Source organism: Elusimicrobia bacterium HGW-Elusimicrobia-1 (genome assembly GCA_002841695.1).
Lineage (GTDB): Bacteria > Elusimicrobiota > Endomicrobiia > PHAN01 > PHAN01 > PHAN01.
The window spans coordinates 20281-43368 of the sequence record PHAN01000015.1; the positions used below are offsets into that span (position 1 = coordinate 20281).

General features: G+C 55.3%; 13 protein-coding genes. 6 read left to right on the top strand and 7 right to left on the bottom strand.

Annotation, left to right across the window (positions count from 1 at the left end):
• From CVU77_07580 to holA, 3 genes are read left to right on the top strand one after another with little or no spacing between them, the layout of a single operon-like run.
• Positions 1-2499, top strand: a complete 2499-nt coding sequence (locus CVU77_07580; GenBank protein ID PKN00965.1) for a leucine--tRNA ligase — start codon at positions 1-3, stop codon at positions 2497-2499.
• A gap of 40 nt (positions 2500-2539) precedes the next feature.
• On the top strand, positions 2540-3088 hold the full coding sequence (locus CVU77_07585; protein PKN00966.1) for a hypothetical protein: 549 nt from the start codon (positions 2540-2542) through the stop codon (positions 3086-3088).
• Positions 3085-4038: a DNA polymerase III subunit delta gene (holA, locus tag CVU77_07590; protein PKN00967.1), complete on the top strand. Its 954-nt coding sequence runs from the start codon at positions 3085-3087 to the stop codon at positions 4036-4038. The genes CVU77_07585 and holA overlap by 4 nt, the downstream gene beginning before the upstream one ends.
• A 38-nt stretch (positions 4039-4076) precedes the next feature.
• Here the strand turns inward: holA and rpsT are convergent, their stop codons facing one another.
• Complete coding sequence (gene rpsT / locus CVU77_07595; GenBank protein PKN00968.1) at positions 4077-4403, bottom strand: 30S ribosomal protein S20; 327 nt, start codon at positions 4401-4403, stop codon at positions 4077-4079.
• A 28-nt stretch (positions 4404-4431) separates the two neighbouring features.
• Here rpsT and mviN point away from each other — a divergent pair, with 28 nt between their 5' ends.
• The 3 genes from mviN to CVU77_07610 are packed head-to-tail and all read left to right on the top strand — an operon-like array spanning position 4432 to position 7703.
• Positions 4432-6006, top strand: a complete 1575-nt coding sequence (gene mviN, locus CVU77_07600) for a murein biosynthesis integral membrane protein MurJ (protein ID PKN00969.1) — start codon at positions 4432-4434, stop codon at positions 6004-6006.
• Between the two features lie 39 nt (positions 6007-6045).
• Complete coding sequence (locus CVU77_07605; GenBank protein PKN00970.1) at positions 6046-7356, top strand: hypothetical protein; 1311 nt, start codon at positions 6046-6048, stop codon at positions 7354-7356.
• Between the two features lie 44 nt (positions 7357-7400).
• A complete protein-coding gene (locus CVU77_07610; protein PKN00977.1) occupies positions 7401-7703 on the top strand; it encodes a 6-O-methylguanine DNA methyltransferase in 303 nt (100 codons plus the stop codon).
• 18 nt (positions 7704-7721) lie between these two features.
• On the opposite strand, the gene CVU77_07615 is transcribed toward CVU77_07610, so the two are convergent.
• From CVU77_07615 to CVU77_07640, 6 genes are all read right to left on the bottom strand, one after another.
• Entirely contained in the window at positions 7722-8141 is a 420-nt protein-coding gene (locus CVU77_07615; protein ID PKN00971.1) for a hypothetical protein, read from the bottom strand.
• A gap of 133 nt (positions 8142-8274) precedes the next feature.
• Complete coding sequence (locus CVU77_07620) at positions 8275-9003, bottom strand: endonuclease (protein PKN00972.1); 729 nt, start codon at positions 9001-9003, stop codon at positions 8275-8277.
• Between the two features lie 31 nt (positions 9004-9034).
• The gene (locus CVU77_07625) at positions 9035-9556 is read right to left on the bottom strand and encodes a gamma carbonic anhydrase family protein (GenBank protein ID PKN00973.1); all 522 of its coding nucleotides are present in this window, start codon (positions 9554-9556) and stop codon (positions 9035-9037) included.
• On the bottom strand, positions 9553-10485 hold the full coding sequence (gene argF, locus CVU77_07630; GenBank protein ID PKN00978.1) for an ornithine carbamoyltransferase: 933 nt from the start codon (positions 10483-10485) through the stop codon (positions 9553-9555). Before argF ends, CVU77_07625 begins: the two co-directional genes overlap by 4 nt.
• 197 nt (positions 10486-10682) lie before the next feature.
• Entirely contained in the window at positions 10683-11186 is a 504-nt protein-coding gene (locus tag CVU77_07635) for a hypothetical protein (protein PKN00974.1), read from the bottom strand.
• Positions 11187-11320: 134 nt separating this feature from the next.
• Positions 11321-23088: hypothetical protein (locus tag CVU77_07640; protein ID PKN00975.1), on the bottom strand; the 11768-nt coding region annotated here is incomplete at its 5' end.

Genomic DNA, 23088 nt, shown 5'->3' on the forward strand with positions numbered 1-23088 from the left:
ATGTACAACCCCGCGGACATCGAGCCCAAACACCAAAAAATCTGGCGCGACAAAAAAGCGTTCGCCTTTAACCCCGCGTCGAAAAAACCCAAATATTACATACTCGTGATGTTTCCCTATCCTTCCGGCCGCATCCATATAGGACACGTCAGAAATTATGTCATAGGCGACGTCTTCGCGCGTTATTTCCGTCTCAAAGGTTACGAAGTTTTTCACCCAATCGGATGGGACTCGTTCGGACTGCCCGCGGAAAACGCCGCCATAAAAAATAAGATACCTCCCGGCAAATGGACGGAATCCAATATCGGGCATATGAAATCGCAGCTGTCCCGTCTGGGAATTTCCTACGACTGGAATTCCGAACTGGCCACATCAAGAAGCGAATATTACAGATGGAACCAGTGGTTTTTCCTCAAAATGCTCGAGCGCGGACTCGCGTACAGAAAAAAATCCGCCGTGAACTGGTGCCCGAAATGCGCCACCGTGCTGGCGAACGAACAGGTCGTGTCCGGCGAATGCTGGCGATGTTCTTCCGTCGTGGAAACAAAAGAACTCGAACAGTGGTTCATAAGAATAACCGATTACGCCGGGGAATTACTCGAAGGACACCGGCTTCTTGAAAAGAACTGGCCCGACGAAGTGCTTGCGATGCAAAAGAACTGGCTGGGCCGGTCGGAAGGCGCGGAAGTGGATTTTACCGTGGAGGCAACAGGCGAGGCGTTAAGGATTTTTACCACGCGCCCCGACACGCTCTTCGGCGCCACATTTATGGTAATAGCGCCCGCGCATCCGCTGTCCGCCAAAATAGCCGGGACGAATAAAGATATCGCGGAATATATCTCGACCCACACGCGGACAACGACCCGCGAACAGTCGGCGACTACGGGAAAAACGGGCGTTTTTTCCGGCTTGTACGCCGTAAACCCCGCAAACGGAAAAAAACTGCCCGTGTGGATTTCCGACTACGTCACCATGGACTACGGCACGGGCGCAATAATGTGCGTGCCCGCGCATGACCAGAGGGATTTTGACTTCGCTAAAAAATTCGCCCTTCAAATCATCCCCGTGATAAAACCCAAAGACAAACCCCTGCCCGAAACTCTCGACGCCGCATACGAAGCCGAGGGCGCAATGATAAACTCCGGCAAATACGACGGCGCGGATAACGTCGAGTGCGCCCGTCTTATAACCGAGGAACTGGGCAAGAAAAATCTGGCCAAGGCCGTTGTCCACTGGCGACTCAAGGACTGGCTCATATCCAGACAGCGGTATTGGGGAACGCCCATTCCCGTGGTCTATTGCCCGGAATGCGGCATAAAAGGCGTAAGAGAAGAGGACTTGCCCGTAAAACTGCCCGACGACGCGGCCATAACGGGATCGGGCGAATCGCCGCTGGCTTCGCACAAGAGTTTTACCGACGTCAAATGTCCCGGATGCGGCGGACCCGCGAAACGTGAAACGGATACCATGGACACTTTCGTGGATTCTTCGTGGTACTACGCCAGATATTGCGACCCTAAAAACGCCGCGGAGCCGTTTACAAAATCCGCCGCGGCGCGGCTGCTGCCGGTAGACCAGTACGTGGGCGGCATTGAGCACGCCTGTATGCATCTTATATATTCGCGCTTCTGGCATAAATTTATGCGTGATATGGGCTTGGTGTCGTCCGACGAGCCGTTCCTTCGCCTTCTGACGCAGGGGATGGTGACGCTCGCGGGGGAAACAATGTCGAAATCCAGGGGTAATATCGTCGAGCCGGACGAAATCATCCAAAAATACGGCGCCGACGCGTTGCGTCTTTTTATAATGTTCGCGGCGCCTCCGGAGCACCGTCTCGACTGGTCGGATTCCGGACTGGAAGGCGTTTGGCGTTTCTTAAACCGTATATACCGCCTCGTCGAAAAATATAAACAGGGGCCGATGCAAATAAATACCGCCGCGTCCGCGGCCGTAGGGACAGGTCGCGACCTGTCCCTACATACGGACCCCGCCGACGACCTCGACGAGCAAGCCCTGTGCCTCAAAAAAATAACCGCCCGCACGATAGCCAAAGTGTCGCGCGACATTGATGTCGAAAAACAGTTCAACACCGCCGTGTCGTCGATGATGGAACTTCTAAACGCTATGACCGCCTATCCGGCCGCCGGCGACAAGGCATGGCGAGGCGCGCTTGAATCCCTGCTTATTATTCTGTCTCCGTTCGCACCGCACTTCTGCCGCGAAGCCCTTGACGATATACTTGCGAAAAACGATGACGGCGCGATCTGGCCGACGGTCGATGAAAAACTGCTTTCCGACGACGAAGTCGACATACCGGTGCAGATTAACGGACGCCTCAGAGGCCGTGTGCGTTTGGCGTCGACGGAAGATTCCCCGGACAAAACGCTTCAAAAGATAAAAGCCGACGAGGCCTGCGCCAGGCATCTGTCCGGCGTCAATATAAAAAAATTCATTTACGTCCCCGGAAAGATAGTCAACATTGTCACAGACGGTAAATAGCCGCTCAGTTTTTTGCGCGTTAACCGTAAGGAGTAATCTTATGAGAAAAAATTTTGTCGGAGGAATTATTCTGGCGGCGGCAATGGCCGCCGGCGGATGCGGCGTCTATGAGCCCCTTCCTCAGCGTATGCCCTACTACATAACGGACGTTGCGATTTCGCCCTTTCGCAATGAGACACCGTTTTACGGACTTGAAGACAAGCTGACACTTAAACTTACCGACGAGTTGATACGCGACGGACGGTTCACGCTCACGGGCATGGGCAAGGCGCAGGGATACCTGGCGGGAAACATAAAAAAATATATACTGAGCCCGCTTAGTTACGACGCAAACCTGATACCCACCAGCTATAAACTCTGGATAATCGCCGACGTCTGGTTCGTCGATAAAATCAATAATGTCACACTTTGGCAGGAGCCGAATTTCGAGGGCGTGCAGATATATATGGCATCCACGCAGCCCGGCGGAATTAGCGAGGACCAGGCCCGCGAACTGATTTGGGAGAGTATGTCCCGCAACATAATCCGCCGGACCGTCGTAGGATTCGGAGCGGTCAGCGGCGCATCCGAGAAAAAAATTCCCCGATGATATTTTTTGTGCACGGCGAAGACGACTATCTGATAGACCGACGGAAAAAAGATCTGCTGGCCAAAGCCAGGGCGGACAGGCGCGAATGCGAATTCTTCTGCGCCGGCGACGCGCCGGCGGCGGCCATCGCCGACCAGTCGCTTAACCTGTCTCTTTTCGCTTCGCAAAAAACGGTTTTCATAGACCGCCTGGATGAAGCGTCCAAAAAAGACCTCGACGAACTCGCCGCCAAAATCATCCCCGCGCCGGAGGGCATCGACATTGTGTTTTTGTGGCGCGAGAGGATAAAATCTTCCGCCTCGGCGCCGGTCGGCGCAAAAAAAATAATGGCCGCCTCCAAAGTTTCGGAGGAAAAAGCACCGAGAGGACGCGCGCTGGCGGCATGGGCGCAAAACGAGGCGCGGGCTCTGGGCAAAGAACTTTCGCAGGACGCGGCCGACTTTCTGGCGCGCGAAGCGGGGCAGGATATGGGCTCGCTGGCGCAGGAAATTGAAAAATGCGCGATGTCGCTGGGCAAGACCTCAGGAAAAATCACCGCGGCCGACGCGGCAGGGCAGATATTCTCCATGAACGCTGGCGGGATATTCGAATTTGCCAACGCCGTCGAAAGAAAAGACCGCCGGGCGGCGCTTAAAACATTGAGCCGTTTGCTCGACGGCCCAGAAGAGCCGTTGATTGTGCTGGACCGGTTTTATAAGACCGTGCTGAGGATTTACAGAGGCAAAACGCTTTCTGCCGGAGGGATGACGTCTTCGGAAATATCGAGATTATTGTTTCTCAATTCTTATTTCGACGCCGATTTTTTCTCAAACATCTCCGCCCACTCGACGGCTCGCGCGGGCGACGCGCTTGATATGACGGCCGCGTGCAATCTGAAACTGAAGAGAGCCGGAACGAACGAGGAAAAAAAATCCGCCATAACGGTTCTCGTGGCGGATTACCTGCGATAAATATCGCGGGTCGGTTGCTGTTGATGCCCGGCGGATGTTCAGACAGCCGAGCGGTTAATGAGTTTGGCCAGGCGCGACTTGCTTCTGTCGGCCTTATTGGGATGGATTACTTTCTTTTTTGCGGCGCGGTCAAGAAGCGTGAACACCTCGCGCAGAAGTTCCTTGGCCGAAGCGGCGTCTTTTTTTGCGACGGCGGCCTTGATTTTTTTTGCGGTTGATTTAATGGAAAGACGCCAGCGGTTGTTTACGCGTTCGCGGCGGGACGATCTTCTGTCCTCTCTGAGCGCCGACGTGTGTCTTCCTGTTTTCTTGATTTTTGCCATTGTATGCTCCCTATTGCGAATTTTCTTTTTGCAAGAGGTCATTTTACCTTTTTAATCCGGAATTGTCAATATGAAAGAACTCACAGGAGCGGCGGCCAAAGTTTCGGCCGGCACCGTCGTATCCAGAATACTCGGCTATCTGCGCGATATGCTGGTGGCTCAGTTCTTTGGAGCCGGCGTGTTCGCCGACGCCTTTTACGCGGCCTATCGCATTCCTAATCTTATAAGACGTCTTCTGGGAGAGGGATCGGTTTCCGCGGCCGTCATTCCGGTTTTGAGCGCAGTGCGGGCCGAAAGCGGAGACGAGGAAGCACAAAAACTCCTGACAATTCTTTTTACTCTTCTGGTAATTATACTGGGAGCCGTGACGGCGGCCGGAGTAATTTTCGCGCGGGAATTGGTATCGCTCATAGCTTACGGATTCGCCGAATCTCCGGAAAAACTCAATCTGACCATCGCGCTGACGCGGCTGATGTTCCCCTTCGTGTTTTTTGTGTCTATGGCCGCGCTGGCGGCGGGATACCTGAACACCTATGGCATATTTTTCGCTCCGGCGGTCGCTCCCGCGGCGTTGAGCGTGTCGGAAATTGGTTTCATACTCGCGCTGGCGCCTTTGTTGTCGCCGGATAACCAGATAAAAGGACTTGCCATAAGCGTGATTATAGGAGGCGCGGGTCAACTCGCCTATCAAATCCCCGCGATTATTAAACTCGGCGTGAAATTCCGCCCGTGTTTTTCGTTCGGACATCCGGGTGTAAAAAAGATAGCCGCGCTTATGGCTCCGGCCACAATCGGCATATCCGTAGACCAGGTCAATTCTTTCGTGGACACGATGTGCGCTTCGTTTCTGCCGCTGGGATCGGTCACGGCTTTGTATTATTCAAACCGCCTGATGCAGCTGCCGCTTGCGATATTCGCCATTGCCCTTTCGACAGCCGCGCTGCCGGCGATGTCGAAAGCCGCCGCCGACGGAAACCCGCAAGCGCTCAAAGAAACACTGAATTATTCTCTGAGAATGATGTTTTTCGCCATAGTGCCGTCGACCGTGGGACTTATGGTCTTCGGATTACCTATTATAAAACTGCTTTTTGAACGCGGCAGGTTCGACGCGGGGGCTTCGCTTATGACTTATTCGGCGCTGGCTTTTTACGCCTTCGGACTGCCCGCGTATTCCGCGGTAAAAATATTCGCTTCGGCTTTTTACGCCCGAAAGGAAACCGCCGTGCCCGTAAAAGTGGCCGCATTTTCCATGACCATCAACGCCGCGCTGAATATTTTGCTGATGCAGCGATTTGCCGTCGGCGGATTGGCAATGGCCACCGCCATATCGTCGGCCTTCAACGCTTTCTGGCTATTCATAATTCTGCGCAGACAAATCGGGCCGCTGGGCGCCCGCAAAATTGCGCGCACGCTGGGCAAAACCGCCGTCGCCGCCGCCGCGATGTGTCTGGCGTCTTACTGCGTCTTTCTGGTTGTGCCGGGCGCGGTTAACGGCTCGATATATGCCTTCGCGGCCATAGCCGTCGGAACGGCGGCCTACGCAGCAGCGGCAAAAGCCCTCGGAATGGAAGAACTTGACGACCTCGTACTAATTATAACCGACAAAATAAACCGCGTTACCGGCCGCGTCAATTCGGGCCGGTAACCGCCATACGCGCAAGTCAATAACTGCCGGAGCGCGCCCTTGATAAAAAATCCCGAACTCATCCCCGGTAAACCCGGCGTATACCTTATGAAAGACCCTTCGGGGAGGGTCATTTACATAGGCAAGGCGAAAAATCTTAAAAAACGCGTCGCTTCATATTTTTCATCCCGCCCGAAAGATACCAAAATAAACGTCTTGCTCTCGAGAATCTCGCTGGTGGACTACATCGTCTGCGCGTCCGAACGCGAGGCGCTGATACTCGAGGACAAGCTCATAAAAAAACTCCGTCCCTTCTACAATGTGCTTCTGCGCGACGACAAAACATATCCGTTCATCAAAATATCTTTCTCGGATAAATTCCCCTCCGCCGGCGTGTGGAGGGCCAAATCAACGGTAAAACATCCCCGCGACGTTTTCTTCGGACCTTATCCGGAAACTCCCGGTTTAAGACGTCTGGCCATTCGCCTGAACGAATCTTTCGGTCTCAAAATGTGCCGTAAAATTCCATCGGGCGAACAAGAAAAAAGAAATTGTTTTTACCTCCAAGCATCCAAATGTCCGGCGCCTTGTATCGGCTCGGTAAACGGCGGCGACTATATAAAATCGGCGAAGAAAGCGGCGAGATTTTTAGCGAAAGGACTAAAAAATTTCCGCGAAACGCTCGAGGCGGAAATAAAAAAACATTCGGCGTCGAGGGAATATGAAAAGGCGGCTGCGGCAAGAGATATGCTGCTGACACTGGAGGGAATGTCGGCGGCTGTGAGATTCCGCGAGATAGACGAAAAAGTGTACGAAAATATTAATTCGACCACGGAAAATCTCGAAGAACTCCGGAAACGTCTTGGACTAAAAAATTTCCCGTCCAAAATCGACTGCGCCGACATTTCAAACACCGGCGCGGCGCATGCCGTAGGAAGCGTGGTCAGGTTCGACCTGGGCGAACCGGCCAAAAATCTTTACAGACGCTACAAAATAAAAAATCCCGACATCGCGGGTTCGCAAAACGATTGCGCAATGATAAAAGAAGTCGTCGCGCGGCGGCTCGCCGGCCTGACGCGCGAATCGTCCGGCGAGATGCCCGACTTGTTTGTTGTCGACGGAGGGAAGGGGCAGCTGTCGGCCGCGGCGGAGGCCGTAAAAGCGAGCGGGGCGGCGGGAAAATTGGACTTGATTTCGATAGCGAAGGGCGCAGGCATTGACGAGATATTCGTTTGGGGCAAAGAAGAAAGTTTTGTCGCCGCCGACGACGACACGGCATTCTCCATAATCAGACGCGCGCGCGACGAAGCCCACAGGTTCGCCGTAACTTACCACAGAAAATTAAGAGACGCAATAAACCCCGGACCGTGAAAACTACAAAAAAACGCCCGCGCGGAGCGGCGGCACCGTCGCAAATAAAAAACTATTCGGAGTTCCGTCAAAAGGTTTGGCTTGCTTGCGCCAAAATACCGGCGGGCAAAACAGCCACATATTCTCAGATAGCCGCAGCCATAGGCAATCCGAGGGCGGCGAGGGCCGTCGGGCAGGCATTGGCCGCCAATCCTTTTGCGCCGGCGATACCCTGTCACAGAGTCGTCCGCGCCGACGGAAAAACAGGCGGCTATTCAGCGCTCGGCGGTCCGAGAAAAAAAATCTCCCTCCTTAAGAAAGAGGGAGCGCATCTTAAAAGTATAGAAATTAAGAAATCAGGGGATTAGGAGGTTAATTGAGGAAAATTAAGTTCTTGTAGGCGGCTGAGATTCCAATGCGCTTATGCGCTTTTCGTGGCCATCCACTTTTGATTCCACTTCTTGTATACGGTATGTATTCACCATCGCCTTTCGTTCGTGTTCATCGGTTTTAGCTATTAAAACGTCAAGGGTAGTGATAATTCGCTGAATGTCCTCATTTTTGGCCATCGTTCTTTTTATATATTCTATATCCTCAGTGTGCCTAATAATTTCTTTTGCAAGCCGCGCTATGTCATCTTTGGTAGCCATATTCTTGATGTCATCTTTGGTAGCCATATTCTTGATGTCATCTTTGGTGGCCATATTCTTTTCAATGCTTTCAAATTTCCCAATGAACTCCCTCTTTGTTTCATTGAATTCTTTGTTTGTTACAAATTGATAGTTTGTTTTAGATTTTTTAGGCATAAGTTCCCCCCTTAGATAATAACCCCACCCCGCACCGCGAGTGTAGCAAATTAAAAATAACATTGTCAAGGTTTATGTGAAATTATAGCGGACTGAACAATCGGGAGTTTGGGTCACAAAAACCGTCGAGCTCCTACCCCACCCACCCGTTCCACGAGCACAGCCCTCCGACAAGGAGCGGACATCCCGCCTTGCAGGCGGGATTATTTTTCCCGCAATATTCCTTGGCGTGACGCACGAGGAGCGCGTGATACTCCGCGAATATTTTCGCTGAACGCGGCAGATGCAATTCAAAGAAATGCCGCGCCATCTCGTAGTCGGTCTTTCCGGCGATGAGCCCGGCGCGGGAGGCGATTCTTAAAGTGTATGCGTCGACGACGAATACCGGCTTTCGCGCGGCGTAAAGAATTATAGAATCGGCCGTCTCGCGTCCTATTCCGTTTATTTCCAGAAGGCGTTCCCTTAATTCCGCGACGGAGATTTTAGACATATTCTCCGTCTTCCCCCCGAAATACTTTTTTATCGCACCCAGAAAATTACGCACATAGGCGGCTTTTTGATTGTAGTGCCCGGCGGGACGTATCATAGTCCTGATGCGCCCGACGGAGAAATCAAAAGGCCGGCGAAAAAAACCGGCGCGGTTCAGATTAACTACGGCCCTTTCGACGTTCGTCCAGGAAGTGTTCTGAGTCAATATCGCGCCTATGGCGACTTCAAGCGACTGCTTTGACGAAAGTCGGACGAGTGTTTTGTACCCGGGAAAAATTCCCCGCGGCGGAGTAACCGGCCACCACCCCTGCCAGCCGTAAGCCGCCAGAAGCGTCTTGTATATTCGGTAGACAGATTTACCGCGGGGTTTCATAAGGCGGGGTTCTTAATTTTTTTGATCTTGCTCAGATGGCGCGGCGGCAGGTTTTTTTGTAGAGGCGGGTCAGCTTTTTGTAGTCGTCGGCGTTGGATTTAATGTGGGCGATTTCATCCGGCCTCAGATCGCGGACGACTTTGGCGGGAACTCCGAGCACAAGTTTCCCGGGCGGTATTTCCATTCCCTCCGGCACCACCGCCCCCGCGCCCACTATGGAACCGCGGGCGATTTTCACCCTATCGAGAAGTACGGCGCCCATTCCTATAAGGCAATCATCGTCGACGACGGCCCCGTGAATGATGGCGCCGTGTCCGATAGTCACGCCGGCGCCGATTATCGCGGGCGCGCCGTAATTCGTGTGAATCAGAGCTCCGTCCTGAATATTGGCGCCCTCTTTGATGATTATATCTTCGACGTCCCCCCGCAGAACCGCGCCAGGCCAGACGGAAGCGTCATTCTCTATTATGACTTTGCCGATAACAACGGCCTCGTCGGCGACATAGGCGGTGGGCGCTATGGACGGCTCGTATATGTCAAATCGTTTGATCATTTTTGAGTGGCGAGGACTTCAAGAAGAACGGTCTTTTGTATGTGCAGACGGTTCTCCGCCTGGTCGAACACTATGGAATGTTTGCCGTCGATGACTTCACCGGTGATTTCCTGTCCGCGACGGGCGGGCAGACAGTGCATAACGACAACGTCCCGCGCCGCGGACTTAATCAGGCGGGAGTTCACCTGATAAGGCGCAAAGGCCTTCTTCCTGGCGACGGCCTCGGCCTCGTCGCCCATGGACGTCCAGACGTCGGTATAAATTACGCCGGCGTCTTTTGCGGCCGCGAGCGGTGAATCGGTGTAAGATATCCGGGCTCCCGTCTTGGCGGCAATGGCCGCTGTTTTCCGTCGCACATCAGGCGGAGCCGAATAACCTTTGGGCGCGGCGTGGACAAAATTAAGCCCTGTAAGGGCGGCCAGATACAGCCACGATATCAGGACGTTATTGCCGTCGCCGACAAAAACTATTTTTGTTTTGCGCACTTGGGCGAAAGTTTTCTTTCTCTCCGCGATAGTCATAAGGTCGCCCAGCGCCTGACAGGGATGTTCCGTGTCGGTGAGGGCGTTTATAACGGACATCGAGGAATATCGGGCGAAGGTTTCCAAATCTCCGTGCGAAAAAGTGCGGAACGCCACGGCGTCAAGATATCGCGACAACGTGCGGGCGGTATCTTCGATGGTTTCGCCGCGCTTGCGCTGCATACCGTCGGCGGAAAGTATCAGAGGAAGAGCTCCCAGCTGATGCGCCGCCACGGCAAAGGATACCGTAGTCCGCGTGCTGGGTTTCTCCATTATTATGCCCACGGTCTTTCCGGATAAAGCGGAGCGCTTGCTCAACGGATTTTTTTTGAGAGCAATGGCTTTTTTTATGATGGATTCCGCTTCACATCCGGAACCTATGTCGAGGATTGACAGGAGATGTTTCATATCGAGGGATATTTTAGCAAAAAACCGGTGAAAAGGGCAAAATACGGAGCGCCTGAACAATGTCGTCATTGCGGTTTAATACACACCCCTACCCCTCTTATTAGAGGGGATTTAAAACTCCCCTCTTGAGAGGGGGTTGGGGGGTGTGTATTAAACCGCAATGACATACTATTGTTCGGATGGCCGGGATTTGATTTTTATCTGTTAAAAAAAACCACGGAGCCGTCGGACGCGGTGTAATAATAAATTTTACCCGAGCCGGAGAATTTGGAACGGTTGGTTATAACTTTTTTGACGTAGTCGCGGGTTTCTTTGTATGGAGGGATGCCGCCGTGTTGCCTTACCTTTGAGGGACCCGCGTTGTAAGCGGCAAGCGCCTTGGACAGGTCGCCGCCGAACAGCGATAGCATATCCCTGAGGTATCTTGATCCCGCCCTTATGTTTTCTTCGGGCGAGGTGCGGTCTTTTACTTTAAGAATATCAGCCGTCGACGGCATAAGCTGCATAAGGCCGACGGCGCCCTTCGACGACACGCAATACCGGTTGAAGTTCGATTCGGTTTTTATAACGGCTTTTATCAGCGACGGGTCGAGACCGTATTCGGCGGCGCAATCGTTGATAATATCGTCGTATTTTCTGTCGGCAAAGAGAGAGCGCGCGCACATAAGAAAAATCAAAAATACCGTCGGAAATATTTTCATGGTTTCTTTCGCGGGGACAGGTCGCGACCTGTCCCTACAAACGCATTGCGCGTCACGGGCGACCAAGGTCGCCCCTACGCGAGGCAACGAGCCGCTGTTTTTTTCCACTAACCACTCGCCACTAACCACTGCCTTTAATGTATCACGCCGATCTTGCGGATTATGGTAACGGCCTTATCGCGGGCGCGGACGGTTATCCTGGCGATATATCCGCCCTTGGCCACTTTCTGGCCCTGGGCGTTGGTGCCGTCCCACGGAACGCGGTTGGCTCCTTTGCGGCCGCCGCTTTGTCCGGCGGGATAATTCCAGCGGTCTACTTCATAGCCCAGCAAGTCGAACAGCGCTATTTCCACGTCGGCGTCCTGATTGAGGACGTACACTATATTGGTTCTCCCCTCCTCGCCGCCTTTTCTTGTATCGACGGGGTTGGGGAAGTTGCTTACGGCCGATATTACTTCGGCGGGCAGGCCGGTAACGGCGGGGGCGGACGGCGCAGACCACGCTCCCCATCCTCCGGCATAGTTCTGGGCGCGGACGCGGTAGTAGTAGAAGCGTCCCTGCTCTCTTGGCTGGTTCGAGGGCAGATCCTTGTTGCCCACCTGGAAAGTGTTGTAACCACCCGACTTAATCCTTATAGTTTGCCAGACGGGATTGGTATCCACGCGTTCCTGTATCTCATACGCGCGTACTCCGGATTCCTCGTCGGCGGAAGGAGCCCACTCTATAGTGTAGACGCCGCTGGTCTCCGGACGTCCGGATTTTTCGGGGTCGGACACCGGCGCGCCGGCCTGTGACGGCGGGGATACGTCCACTCTATAAGCCATCATCGGAGCGGCCGGTCCATAGATGTCGGTTCCGGACACGGCCGCCACTGCGCGCACGCGGTAGAAGTACGCATAGTTGGTTACGCGGGTTCGGGCCGAGTGGGCCTGCGCCTGAGTGCCGTTAATGGCGCGCTCGACTATCGTAAAGGTATCGCCCGTCTTGGTGGTGTATTTCATCATTTCGCTGCCGATGTAAATCTGTCCGTTTTCAAGAGAGAAACCGTCGGTGCTTTCCACCTGCAGGAGGAACGGCGGAGCGGCAAGACGGGCAACCGAACTCTTGGTGCGCGTAACTTTGGCCACCACCAGCGGCAAATTCAACACTGTTTTTTTGTTTTGGGAGGCGGCCATCCATCCTTCCGTCGCTACGGATTCGGTCACGTCGTTTCTGTCTGCGACGGCGCCTATGCCTATCTGATATTCCTTGAAGTTGGCGGAAGTTACCCTCGGCCACTTACTGTATAGACGGGATGTTTCCTTGCTCCATTTTTCAGGTATGTAGCCCCAATCTACGTTGCCGTCTTTTTTAAGGTCGATTTCAGGAACGCCGTCGCCATTGAGGTCGCCCACGATGTCGTCGGCGAAGCCATCGCCGTCGAGATCGACATCGAGCACACCGTTGCCGGAAATGTCTATCTCGGCGATACCGTCGCCGTCGAGGTCGAGGTCGCGCGACTCGTCGCGTCCGGAAAGGTCTTCAATATCGTTTACGCCGTCGCCGTCGAGATCTATGAACACTTCGCCGTCGGGGCTCATCACCCGGACAACCTCGTATTCAATTTCCCGATATGTGCCCTTGGCTCTATCCAGCGCTTCCTGATATATCTTCTTCTTCCTGTCGGTTATGGTATATCCCTTAGGCAGTCCTCCGTTGGCATTTATTTCTTCGATGCACATCGCCGGATAGCCGTCGCCGAAAACATCGACCCAAACTTTGGGAATCATGGAAACCGCGGATATTGTCGGGGCGTATTTATCCATTATACTCAGGGGATTGGATATATACGGGAAAGTGTTGGTCGCCGGCGAACCGGCGGTTTCAGGAACAATTACCAGTCCGGTGAAATGAAGCAGCGAGATACTCGCAAGATGGCCGCGTGTATTGGCATTGTTCGACAGGTCAAATTCTCCCACATTACCCGTCACAAACAACGTTTTGCCAGTTGTCCCTATTTCAAAACCTTTATCCCCCAGAGTTACCACGGCAGTGCTGGTAACAAAATCCAGGCCGCCGCGCGCGGCATAGCCCAGAAGCTTGTCCACCTGCGAATTAAAGACCCCGTTCCCGTCGATGTCGTGCCACACGCTTATGCGGCTGAAATCGCCGTAACCGTCGCCGGCCTCCGACGGTGAATCAATAGTGCCCAACTGACGCAGAAGAAGCTTGTTCAGCGTGATTTGATTGCGATCCACCCACATATTAAGCCGCAACAGCGGGACGTTGACTGTAAGCTGCTGGACGGCGACGGGCGCCATACTCTCGGCCGTAATGCTCAGATTTACCGGGTTTATCGTGAACATCGACGTCTCGTAGGGATAGCTGCCCGTGACGATGTCGAGTCCCATCTCCTGCTCAACCACCGACGAGTTCTCGTTAGGCGACGTAAACCGCAGCCAAGCGCGGTCCTGAATTTTTACGCCCAGCGAGTTACCGGCCACGGCGTTATCTCCTATGTCGTAGGCGATAAAGTACGTCTGCGCGGTCTTGGCCAGCATCTGCGGTTGAGTGAGTGTCACAACTTTGAGGCGGTTGCGATCGTCCAGAATATCGAACATATCAACCTTCGACACCGAGGCGCCGACGCTGTGCGATGCGGCCGCGGTGTTGAAAAGAGCGCGGCGGGTTACCCTGAGAGAAGGTCTGGCAATACCTGAAATCATCACGGTGCCGGCGCCGGAGAACTCCATTATTTCGTCGCCAATCTTTGCGTAGAGCTGCGAGCCCGACGCGGGGAGTTGTCCCTGATCGGACACGGTGGAAGTCACTATCATATCGAACGGAACCGCGGCCAGATTTGAAACCTCGACGTCAAGCGCCGTGGACATCTCCGATATACAGTTGTCCTCGGCGTCGAGTATGTCGTTGCGATTGGAGTCCATATAAATTTTTACGTATTTGACGTCGGAGTTGCGCGCATAAGGATAGTCGGCTTTGGAAGACGAACCGATGCGCTCAAGGTCGATGCCCCACCACCGCGCGCCGGCCACGGTCGTGCGGAGTTTCATTCTGGCCACCGGCACCCTGGTGGCTGCCTGGTAGGTGCCGCCGGCCTGATTGACGGCCTTCGCCGAGTCGTACACCCTCATTATGCCGTAGCTTACGACCTCCATTATGGGCGATGCCTTGGTGGCTCTGGGCGGAGAGAATCCTTCGTCAAAGTTTTTCAAGTCCGGCACGGCCACCAGGAAATAATCGGTGGAACGTATCGTAAATCCCACTGTCCTTGAGACCTGAGCGTTTTCCGCTATATCGTAAGTTACCCAGTAGGAATCAAGCGTGGGTCCGATTATTTGCTTACGTTTGAGATTTACCGTTACGGTTCTGTCGACGAATCTCTCCGTGCCTTCGGTGATGAGGCCCAGATATTTTGACGTCGCGGAACTGTATATGACTTCCGAGGGGGCATACTGACCGATTTCCGTGGTGGTATCCTTAAGCACCTTCCATACTTTCACCCTGGCTATGTCGCCGTCGACGCAGGTGACCTGCTCTTTGCCGGAGGGGTCGAGAACACTGAGGTCGAATTTCAATCCTTCCCAGACGGCTGTATTCTTATTGGTAAACAAAGTCAGCTGCATAACCCCGACGTTGACGTCGTTTTGCACCACGGATGTCGGCAGTATGTCGGATGTGCGCACATACATCGTGTCGACCGTGGGGATTATAACGGCGCCGGGCGAATCCATCGGGAAAGCCAGCGCGCCGAGGTCGTCGTAGTTGGACATCTGATGTCCCGCTTCGGACGGACCGAGGGCAACGCGGGTTCTCTCGGAACAGTACAGGCCGACGACTTCGTTTTGAGGCGTCTTATTGGGGTCGGAGAACTTGGCCGACGGACTTATGTCCATAGTGAGCCAGTAGAGAGTGGGCGTGGTGGTCACAAGGGTGTATCCGCGGTCAATGACGGGGTCGTTGAGACCTATCGACGCGAGGCCGTTGCCGTCGAACGCTCCCTGGCCGAGCCGCGTTTCCACAAACTCGGAAATCTCTCCGGTTTCGGGATCGCGGTCAAGAGTGCCGTTGCCGTTATCGCGCCATATCTTTATCGCCGATACGTCGGTATCGTCTCCGTAAAGACCCAGAGGCATCAACCGGTTGAAAGTTATATTTTCAAGACGAACTTCAAAGCCGCTTGAAACGAGTTTAAACTTCATAAAAGCGTTGTTTTTGTCGCCCTGCGTGTAACTTATTCCCAACACGGCTCCCGACGAATGCGTCTGTGCCGTGGAATCAAGCAGACCTCTTGTGACTCCCAGCAAAGTGTCGGCGGATTTATCCGAGTAGCGTATTATTTCGCTGCCTATTATGGCGTATCCGCTGGTGGGCAGACCAAGCGTGGGCGTGACCGAGTTGACCGGGTCGTTGGAATAAAGCGCGATGTAATTTTGCCCCGACGGCAAAGAGCCCTTGACGCGCGGCGCCGGATAAGAACCGGCCTTGGTCGTGAACATCGGCGACGGCGTGATGGTAACAGTTCTGGGAGACGGTATTATGTCTCTGAGCCGGCCGGACAGCGGCGTGGAATACGCGCCGGTGGAAACCATATAATTGGGAGACGAGACCGCGAAATTGGTGCCGTCTCTTACGATGCGCGCGCCCAGGGTGCGCGGCGCCTGCGTATCGGGATCGTTGGGCAGCGCATTGTCGGTAATGTCGTAAGTCACGAAGAATCTCTGCGACTTTCCTCTGTAAATCACGCGGCGGTCATCGTTGTTTTTGACGAAAAGTGTCTGCGCGTTAGCGGGTGTAAACGCTACATTCGACATGAGCGGCTGGCCGGTATTGCCGAAAGTTCCGGAACCTATAAGCAGGTCGTAGGCGGGCGAGAAGATGCCGTTGTTGTCCTGGTCGTACCAAATCTTGACTCGGGACACTTCTTCCACGAGATTATTGTTATCGGCGGCGGTGCCGATGCCGTATATGTTGAGGCCGGACCAGCGCGCCTCCGAAGAACTGGTGTCCAGAGTAAACGTCAGCACCGGCTGGTTTGTGGCCTGCTGCTGCAAGCTTCCGCCCAAAGTCGTGTTGGTGGCCACGCAGACGATCGCGTCGGCGTATTCATTTACGCGCAGCACGTAGCTGGCAGATTTTCCGGACGGCGGCAGGCCTATCATATTGTAGCGGTTCTCCATGTAGTCGGGAACGCTCAGCGCAAAGTAGGCCGTGGTGCGCATTTCAAGACCGAGGTTGGCGTCGGGGTCGACATTGGCCAGTATGTTAACATCGTAAGTGACGAAATAATCCTTGGGTATAGTGGTAAGTTCCTGTCCGCCGAGCGAGCCGACGAGATTGATTATGGCCTGTCCGGAAATAGGCGAGCCGGCGGCAAAACTCAGCGGAGACGAGGAGCGAACGACGTCCGTAAACGTGTTGTTGTTAATGTCGACGCCATAATAAGTTACCACCTCGCGGGCGGATGTTCCATCGCCCAGGACAAGCCGTCCGGGCGCGGCGGGGAAGGGACTGAGGTCCGGTATGAACGTCGTCATATCGACCACGCGGATGGAAGTATCCGCCGGACCCACGGCCCAGAACAGAGTGGACATCGGGAATACCGCCTTCTTGTCCGTGGGAGAAACCACCTGGTCGGTCGCGGGGTCAAGCAGGCCGTTGCCGTTGACGTCGCGCCACACTTTAATGTCGGCCACGTCGGCGGGACTGTTTTTACCCTCGGGGTTGCCCCTGTCGAACTTGAGACCCGTCCATATGGCCGTCCTTTCCATGGTGGCCATGGTCATTCTTGCGACCGGTATGTTTTTGTCGCCTTGAACGGCTACGCCGGGCACGCTGAAATTGTTGGGCGCGCTCTTGTTGAAGTCCACGAGATTGGTGCGGTCGCGCGTGGCCTCGATAGTGACGAGCGAAGAAACTATGGCGGGTATCGGCTGTATCTTGCCCTCGGGGCAGATAATATGGTTGGCGTCTGAGATTCTGGCGCCCTGCGTAAGAAGCGGCGTGGCCGAATCATGGATGCGATAGGCCACAAAGAAGTGCCGCGTGGTCGTGTCTATAAGTTGCAGCGAGTTGAGCGCCACGAGCGCCGCGCCGTCGGAGCCGAAGGTTGTCCACGTGGATATCTGCTGGTCCAGCGCCGACTGGAATATGCCGTCGCCGCCGGACGGGTCTCCCGTGGCGTTGTCGTCCATATATATAGCGCAGCCCACCACGTCCGAATCGTAACCGGAACCCGTCCTGGTTACCCTGACTTGACCGAGACGGCCGGTGAACTCGGGTGTCCACATGGAAATTTTGAGCATGCCCACCGACGGAGTTCCCTGATATACCCACGTGCTCTTGGCGAGTTCCGAGAACGTTCCGCGGTTTACTTCGTACCACGCGGCGATATCCTCGCTGGCGGCGAATATTTTGGCGGCTTCTTTCATCACGGGCGAGGTGGCCGTTCTTATGGAGAAGTTGTTGGCCGCTATTCTTGCCACGGAGGCGCTCGACGTTATTATGTAATTGTAGTTGTCAATCCTGAGACCCAGTGTGTTGGGCGTAGGGGCAACCGTGGAAATTCTTACAGTCAGGAAGTAGTTCCTCGACGTGGTCGTAATGATTTCGTTGAGGTCGGTGAAATACCACGCGTTGGCCGCCTCGCTAAACGTTCCGGTCTTAACCAGTTCGTCGGACGAAGGCCCTCCGAGGAACAGTTCGCCGTTGAATTTACCGTTGAGGTTGGAATCGCGGTACAGGCCCACGGCGGTAACGGCAGAGGCGGGCAATGTCCCCAGCTTGTCCACCCGCAATTGCGTCATTGAGGCCGTCTGTGTAACTCCCGACGGCTGCACGCGGATGTTGAGACGCAGCATCGGCGCGGGAGCGGGCTTTTCGTCCACTTCGCCGTCGCCCTGCAAAAGCGCCGTTCTGTCCTGATACACACTGCCTTCGCGAAGTTCGCGTTTGGCGGGGGTCAGCGGATCTTCGGGCGCCATATCGGCGGGGGTTATCACCACGCCGGCGGTAACCACGTTGCCGTCGGAGCGGGAGGGCAGGTCCCTGTCCATATCGTCCGTATAGCCCACTATCTTCGACGGATGTCCGTCGGGCAGAACGATCGAGGCGTAGTCGGTAACGCGCACTTTAAGCGAACCTTGCTCCTGATTTGTCAGTTGCAGGGTCGAGTAAGTTCCGGCGTTGCCGGCGGTATAGGTGTAGTAGGTCGTGCCCTCGGGGCCGGAATCGCGCAGATTGACTTTGGATGCGTCGCCGTCGTGGGTCAGCAGAATCGTTCCGGTGTAATACTGTCCGTTCTGCGTATGGCCGGTGGCAAGGTTGCCGTATCTGTCGCGGGCGCGCACGGTTATAAGACCCGGCTCGTGCACGGACAGAGGATTGGTTATCAGGAAAGGATGATGCAGAGTGAAGTAGGCCGCGGGAGCCGGCGTTATGAAGTTCTTCTGCTCGGTGGCAAAGAACTGCCGGCCCGAATCGGTGCGGGCCGTGGCGCGCAGCGTAACCGTTCCCGTCTGCGTTTCATAGATGAATACCATAGCCACGGTTCCGCCCGACGGAATCAGAACGTTGGCAAGGGCTCCGCCGCTGATAAGCTGCCAGGCGGGGTTGTCCGGCACAAGCGCGGGATTGGTGCCGGCGTAAGTATTCTGCGTATAGGGCGCCTCAAAGCTGACGATAACGTTTTCCGTGGACGTGGCCACGTTGCCGAAACGGTCGCGCATCTGCACGGTTACCGGGGCAGGCACAAAATTTCCGTTTCTCTTTATGATCATATCGCCGCCGCGTCCCTGCACGGTCATAGTGGACGAAGGCGTGCCGGATCCGTCAAACTGTATCGTAGTGCCGGCTACAAGAGATCTCTGCGGCGAAGTAAATACCGTCGTGACGGGCAGATCGGGTATAACCCTGTAATCCTGATTGCCCTGCGCCCATCCAAAGTCCACATACTCTCTGGAGGTCAGCGTGTGAGTGCCCACCAAAGAATCCGTCATTACGTACTGAGTGGTGTGCATGCCCAGTGTAAATCTGTGCAGGGCCTCAGAAGCCGTCCATACGGCGGTGGCAAATCCGATGGCGAACCGCGTATCTCCGGAGGAATCCGACAAAACGCGAATGCGTCTGGGGCTGTCGTCGGCCAGATCCATGGCAAGTATCGGAGACGGGTTGGAGAACTTATCCTGCGTCTGCAGTATAAATGGCTGACTGGTGGCTCCCGCTATCAGGTTCCACTGGACAGAGGAGACAAACGCTGTCTTCTTGATGTAGTCCGGCTGCACATTGACCCACTGCGAACCGCCCGTCCATCCGCGGTCGCGCGCAGTAACGGTTATGACGGGGCGGGAACCGCCGGCGGGATCGTAAGTGTTGGATGTTCTGGTATCCATATAGTAGAACCGCGCGCGATAATCGCCGGTGCCTATGGTAACCGTAGACGCCGACTGCTGGAACGACGGCGGTGGGCCCACCGTTATGGCGGACGAAACCGAAAATCCGGAATAGTCGTAGTTCGTCGACGAAGACCGCAGATTCGCAAGATCCAGCGTAATCGTTTCGGTGGACAGCGTTGGGTTGTTCCACTTATCCTGCAGCTGCGCTTCCCAGAACACCGAGAGCGCGCCGGGGCCGGAAAGTGTGTACTCGTACGGGGTGCCGGCTGTGATGGTGGCTATAGCGTTATCAAAATTGACTTTGGTCGTGGCGTCGGGGTACACCGTAAGATTCCCGCGCGCCCATCTGTCGGGGTCGGCGCCCATTCTTACGTCTATAAGCCACGTGCCGGTGCGGCCGTCCTCTCCCGACGGAGTCGACGACATCTCGTCGTAATACAGAATATAAGCGGCGGTCGATTTGTAAACGCCTCTGATATTAAGAGTGGTAACGGCCGGCCCGCCGGAGTATTCTCTGAATTCCCAGAGACGCGCGGGTGTTTGAGTTTTGGCCAGAGAGTTCGTCACAAGCGATATCGGCGTGTCGCCCTGATAAGTGGGGTTATTCCAGGCATCGAGACGCTGTACCGCCATCATAGTCGTCTCGTTGCCGGCGACGATTGAAGTCGGGAAGTCGACATACTGCATTTTGTAAGGCGTGCCGCCGATGGTCCTTACCGTTTTGGAATTGCCGACCAGAGCGCCGGTGGACAACCTGACACGGGCGGTGTCGTTAAGATAGCGAGATGCGTAGTAGTAAAGCGCCGGCGACACGCCTATAATGCCGGAGGAGTCCGTAACCGCGTAGTCGGTGGACGAGGGCGCAAGCGTGTCCGAACCATCGGCGCTGTAAGAGATTATTCCCGTGGAACCCGCGACACTGAAAACCGAAAGTTCAACGGGCACACCCGACGAAGGCACCACGTTGGCGTAGGAGTCCGACAGATAAGCGGTAATTTGTATTTTGCCCCAGTCGGAGCGCGTGCCTGTGGGCACCCGTATTTCGGCGACGCCGTGCTCGGTGCCGGCTGTAACGGTCACAAGCTCGGGGGTAAATGCCGCGGCGGGCCCGGGATTGACCGTGACGTTGTAGGTAAGCGCGCCGTGATACGGCGTATTGCTGCGCCACGATGTGACATCGTCGGGCGGGTTCACCTGATAAACCCTTAGTTCGCGCGCTCCGGCGCGTCTGAGTGTTATTCCGGCGAAGTCCTTTTGACCGTAGTCGGAAACGGCCCAGTCGGTAGTCGCGGGGAGAGAAGGCGTCTGCGGGTCGTCGTAGGATTCGGCCCACCATTCCACCATCTTGCCGCTGGAAACGTAGTCGATCCAGTTAGAACCGGTTGAAACTATATTTTCGTATGTATCGTGCAGCACCACTCTTCCGCCAAAGCCGGTGCCGGCCGTAATCGTAGGCGGCAGATTCGTTATGTGCATATGGTGCACGGGCGCGGGCCAGACGCGCATATTGGCCGACGTCGCCGTGGAATAATGCGGCGCCGCGCCGTCGATGTCGGAGGCCGTAAGCGACCACGTGGAAGACGCCGTGCGCGGATTCACGGAGAACATATTGTATCCGTCGATAAGAGGGTTGGAATCGGGCTGGTTGTCCTTGGGATCCCACGTGGCTATTCCGACGGTGGGCATAGGCCAGCCGTCCGCCGCGCGCGAGCGGTTATTGAAATCGTCGACAAGATAGACGTCGGAATTTACCGACTGCCCCGCCGTGTAAGCCGTCGGGGAGCCCGTCTTGCCCGAGGGATGTCCCTGCACTCTCGTCTCGCCCGGCAGGACTATCAGAAGACGGGTGGCCGTGGCCGTGCGCACGGTAAACTGGGGCGACGAAGAAGCCGTGTACTGAAGCGGAATGCCATCGGTATCGGCGGCAAGAAGCACGTGGGACGTCGCGGCGGTCCTGAGCGTTACGGGGTACGTCTGGGCGCCGGAAACCAGGGCGGCCGTGGATGGATCTGTGTCGTATATGTCGCTGGTGAGGAGGAACACGCCCGGCTGCGGGTCGACATCGGAAACGGGGTTAAAGTAAGCGTCTGTCAGATTTACCGTGGCCAGGAACGTCGCGCCGGCGACACGCTGAGACGGCGTTCCAATCTTGCCGTAGGGCTCGGCCGCGCCCGCATCCTGGCTCTTGCCGGGAGAGGCGGTTTCTCCGGGCAGCAGCAGTTGGAGTTGAGTGGCTCCGGCCGACTGAACGGTGAACGTGGACGAATTAACGGGCGAATAAAGAGGCGCGACATAGTCGACGTCCTCGGCCCTTATATAGTGACTGGATGAAGAAGTGTATATCTTGAAGTTGAATATTCTGTATCCGGACTCCTGGTCTATGGGAGCGTCCGGCGGTATGATGGCGTAACCGCCCAGCGGCAGAGAAACATTTATGGCGTCAAGAGGCGTCAGCGGCACAATGTTCCAGTAATCGTCGCACAGACCCACCTGCACAGAGAACTGCTGCCCGGCCGTTATAAGCGACGGCGAGCCGCTCTTGCCCGATGCCGCGCTGCCGTCGAAGTTTTCGCCCGGAAGGACTATGTTAAGCTTCTTGGGATCGCCCGGCAAAACGGTAACGGCGCCCGAGGCGCCTTCGAGGAAGTCCGGTTCGAGAGGGTCGTTAATGTCGTCGGCGTATATTCTGTACGTCATAGTTCCGGTGGAAGCCGTGTTCATATAAACAACGGCCGTAGCCGAGGTCGTCATAAGGAAGTAGTAGGACGTGGTGTACCCGCCGACGTTCTGCTTGGGATTGTTCGTCCAGATATTTACATACTGCGTGGAGTAGGCGACGTTCCAATAATCGTCGCAGGAACGCACGGTCACATTAAACGGAATACCGGCCTTCTGACTGTCGGGATTATAACCGGCCGCCTTGCCGGTGCCCGAGCCGGGCTGGGCGACCTCGCCGGGGGCAAGAACCTGGAATTTCTTGGGCACGTTCGGATTGACGGTAAGCGCCGACGATATGTGCTGCGCAAGAGCGGGCGGGTTCGCATCCCCGTCGGTGGCGGTTATGGTTGTCTGGGCGGCGGTTCTAAGTTGCACGGTGGCGGTGGCCACGCCCGAAGTCATGGTCCTGTTGGTGTTGCCCAGTACTCCGTTGACATATCCGAACTGGTCGGAAACGGCCACGTTTATGGCCGTCTGATTGACGGTACTGATAAAGTTGTAATAGTTGTCGGTGGCGTAGACCGTCGTCTCAAAGTTAATGCCGGCGGTTTGGGCGTTCACTGTTCCCGAACGTCCTTCGGGTACGGTCTTCTTACCGTTGACCCTCGTCTGTCCGGGCAGAACGACTATGAGGCAGGCGGCGGCGTTGGGCGATACCAGCACCGGCGACGACACGCCCGCCGAATATCCGTCGGCCGACGCCGTTATCATATGCGTCGCCGCGGTAAGAAGCGTGGCGTTGAAGTTTCTTGTGCCCTGCGATAACGTCAGAGCCGTCGGCGTGGACCAGTAGA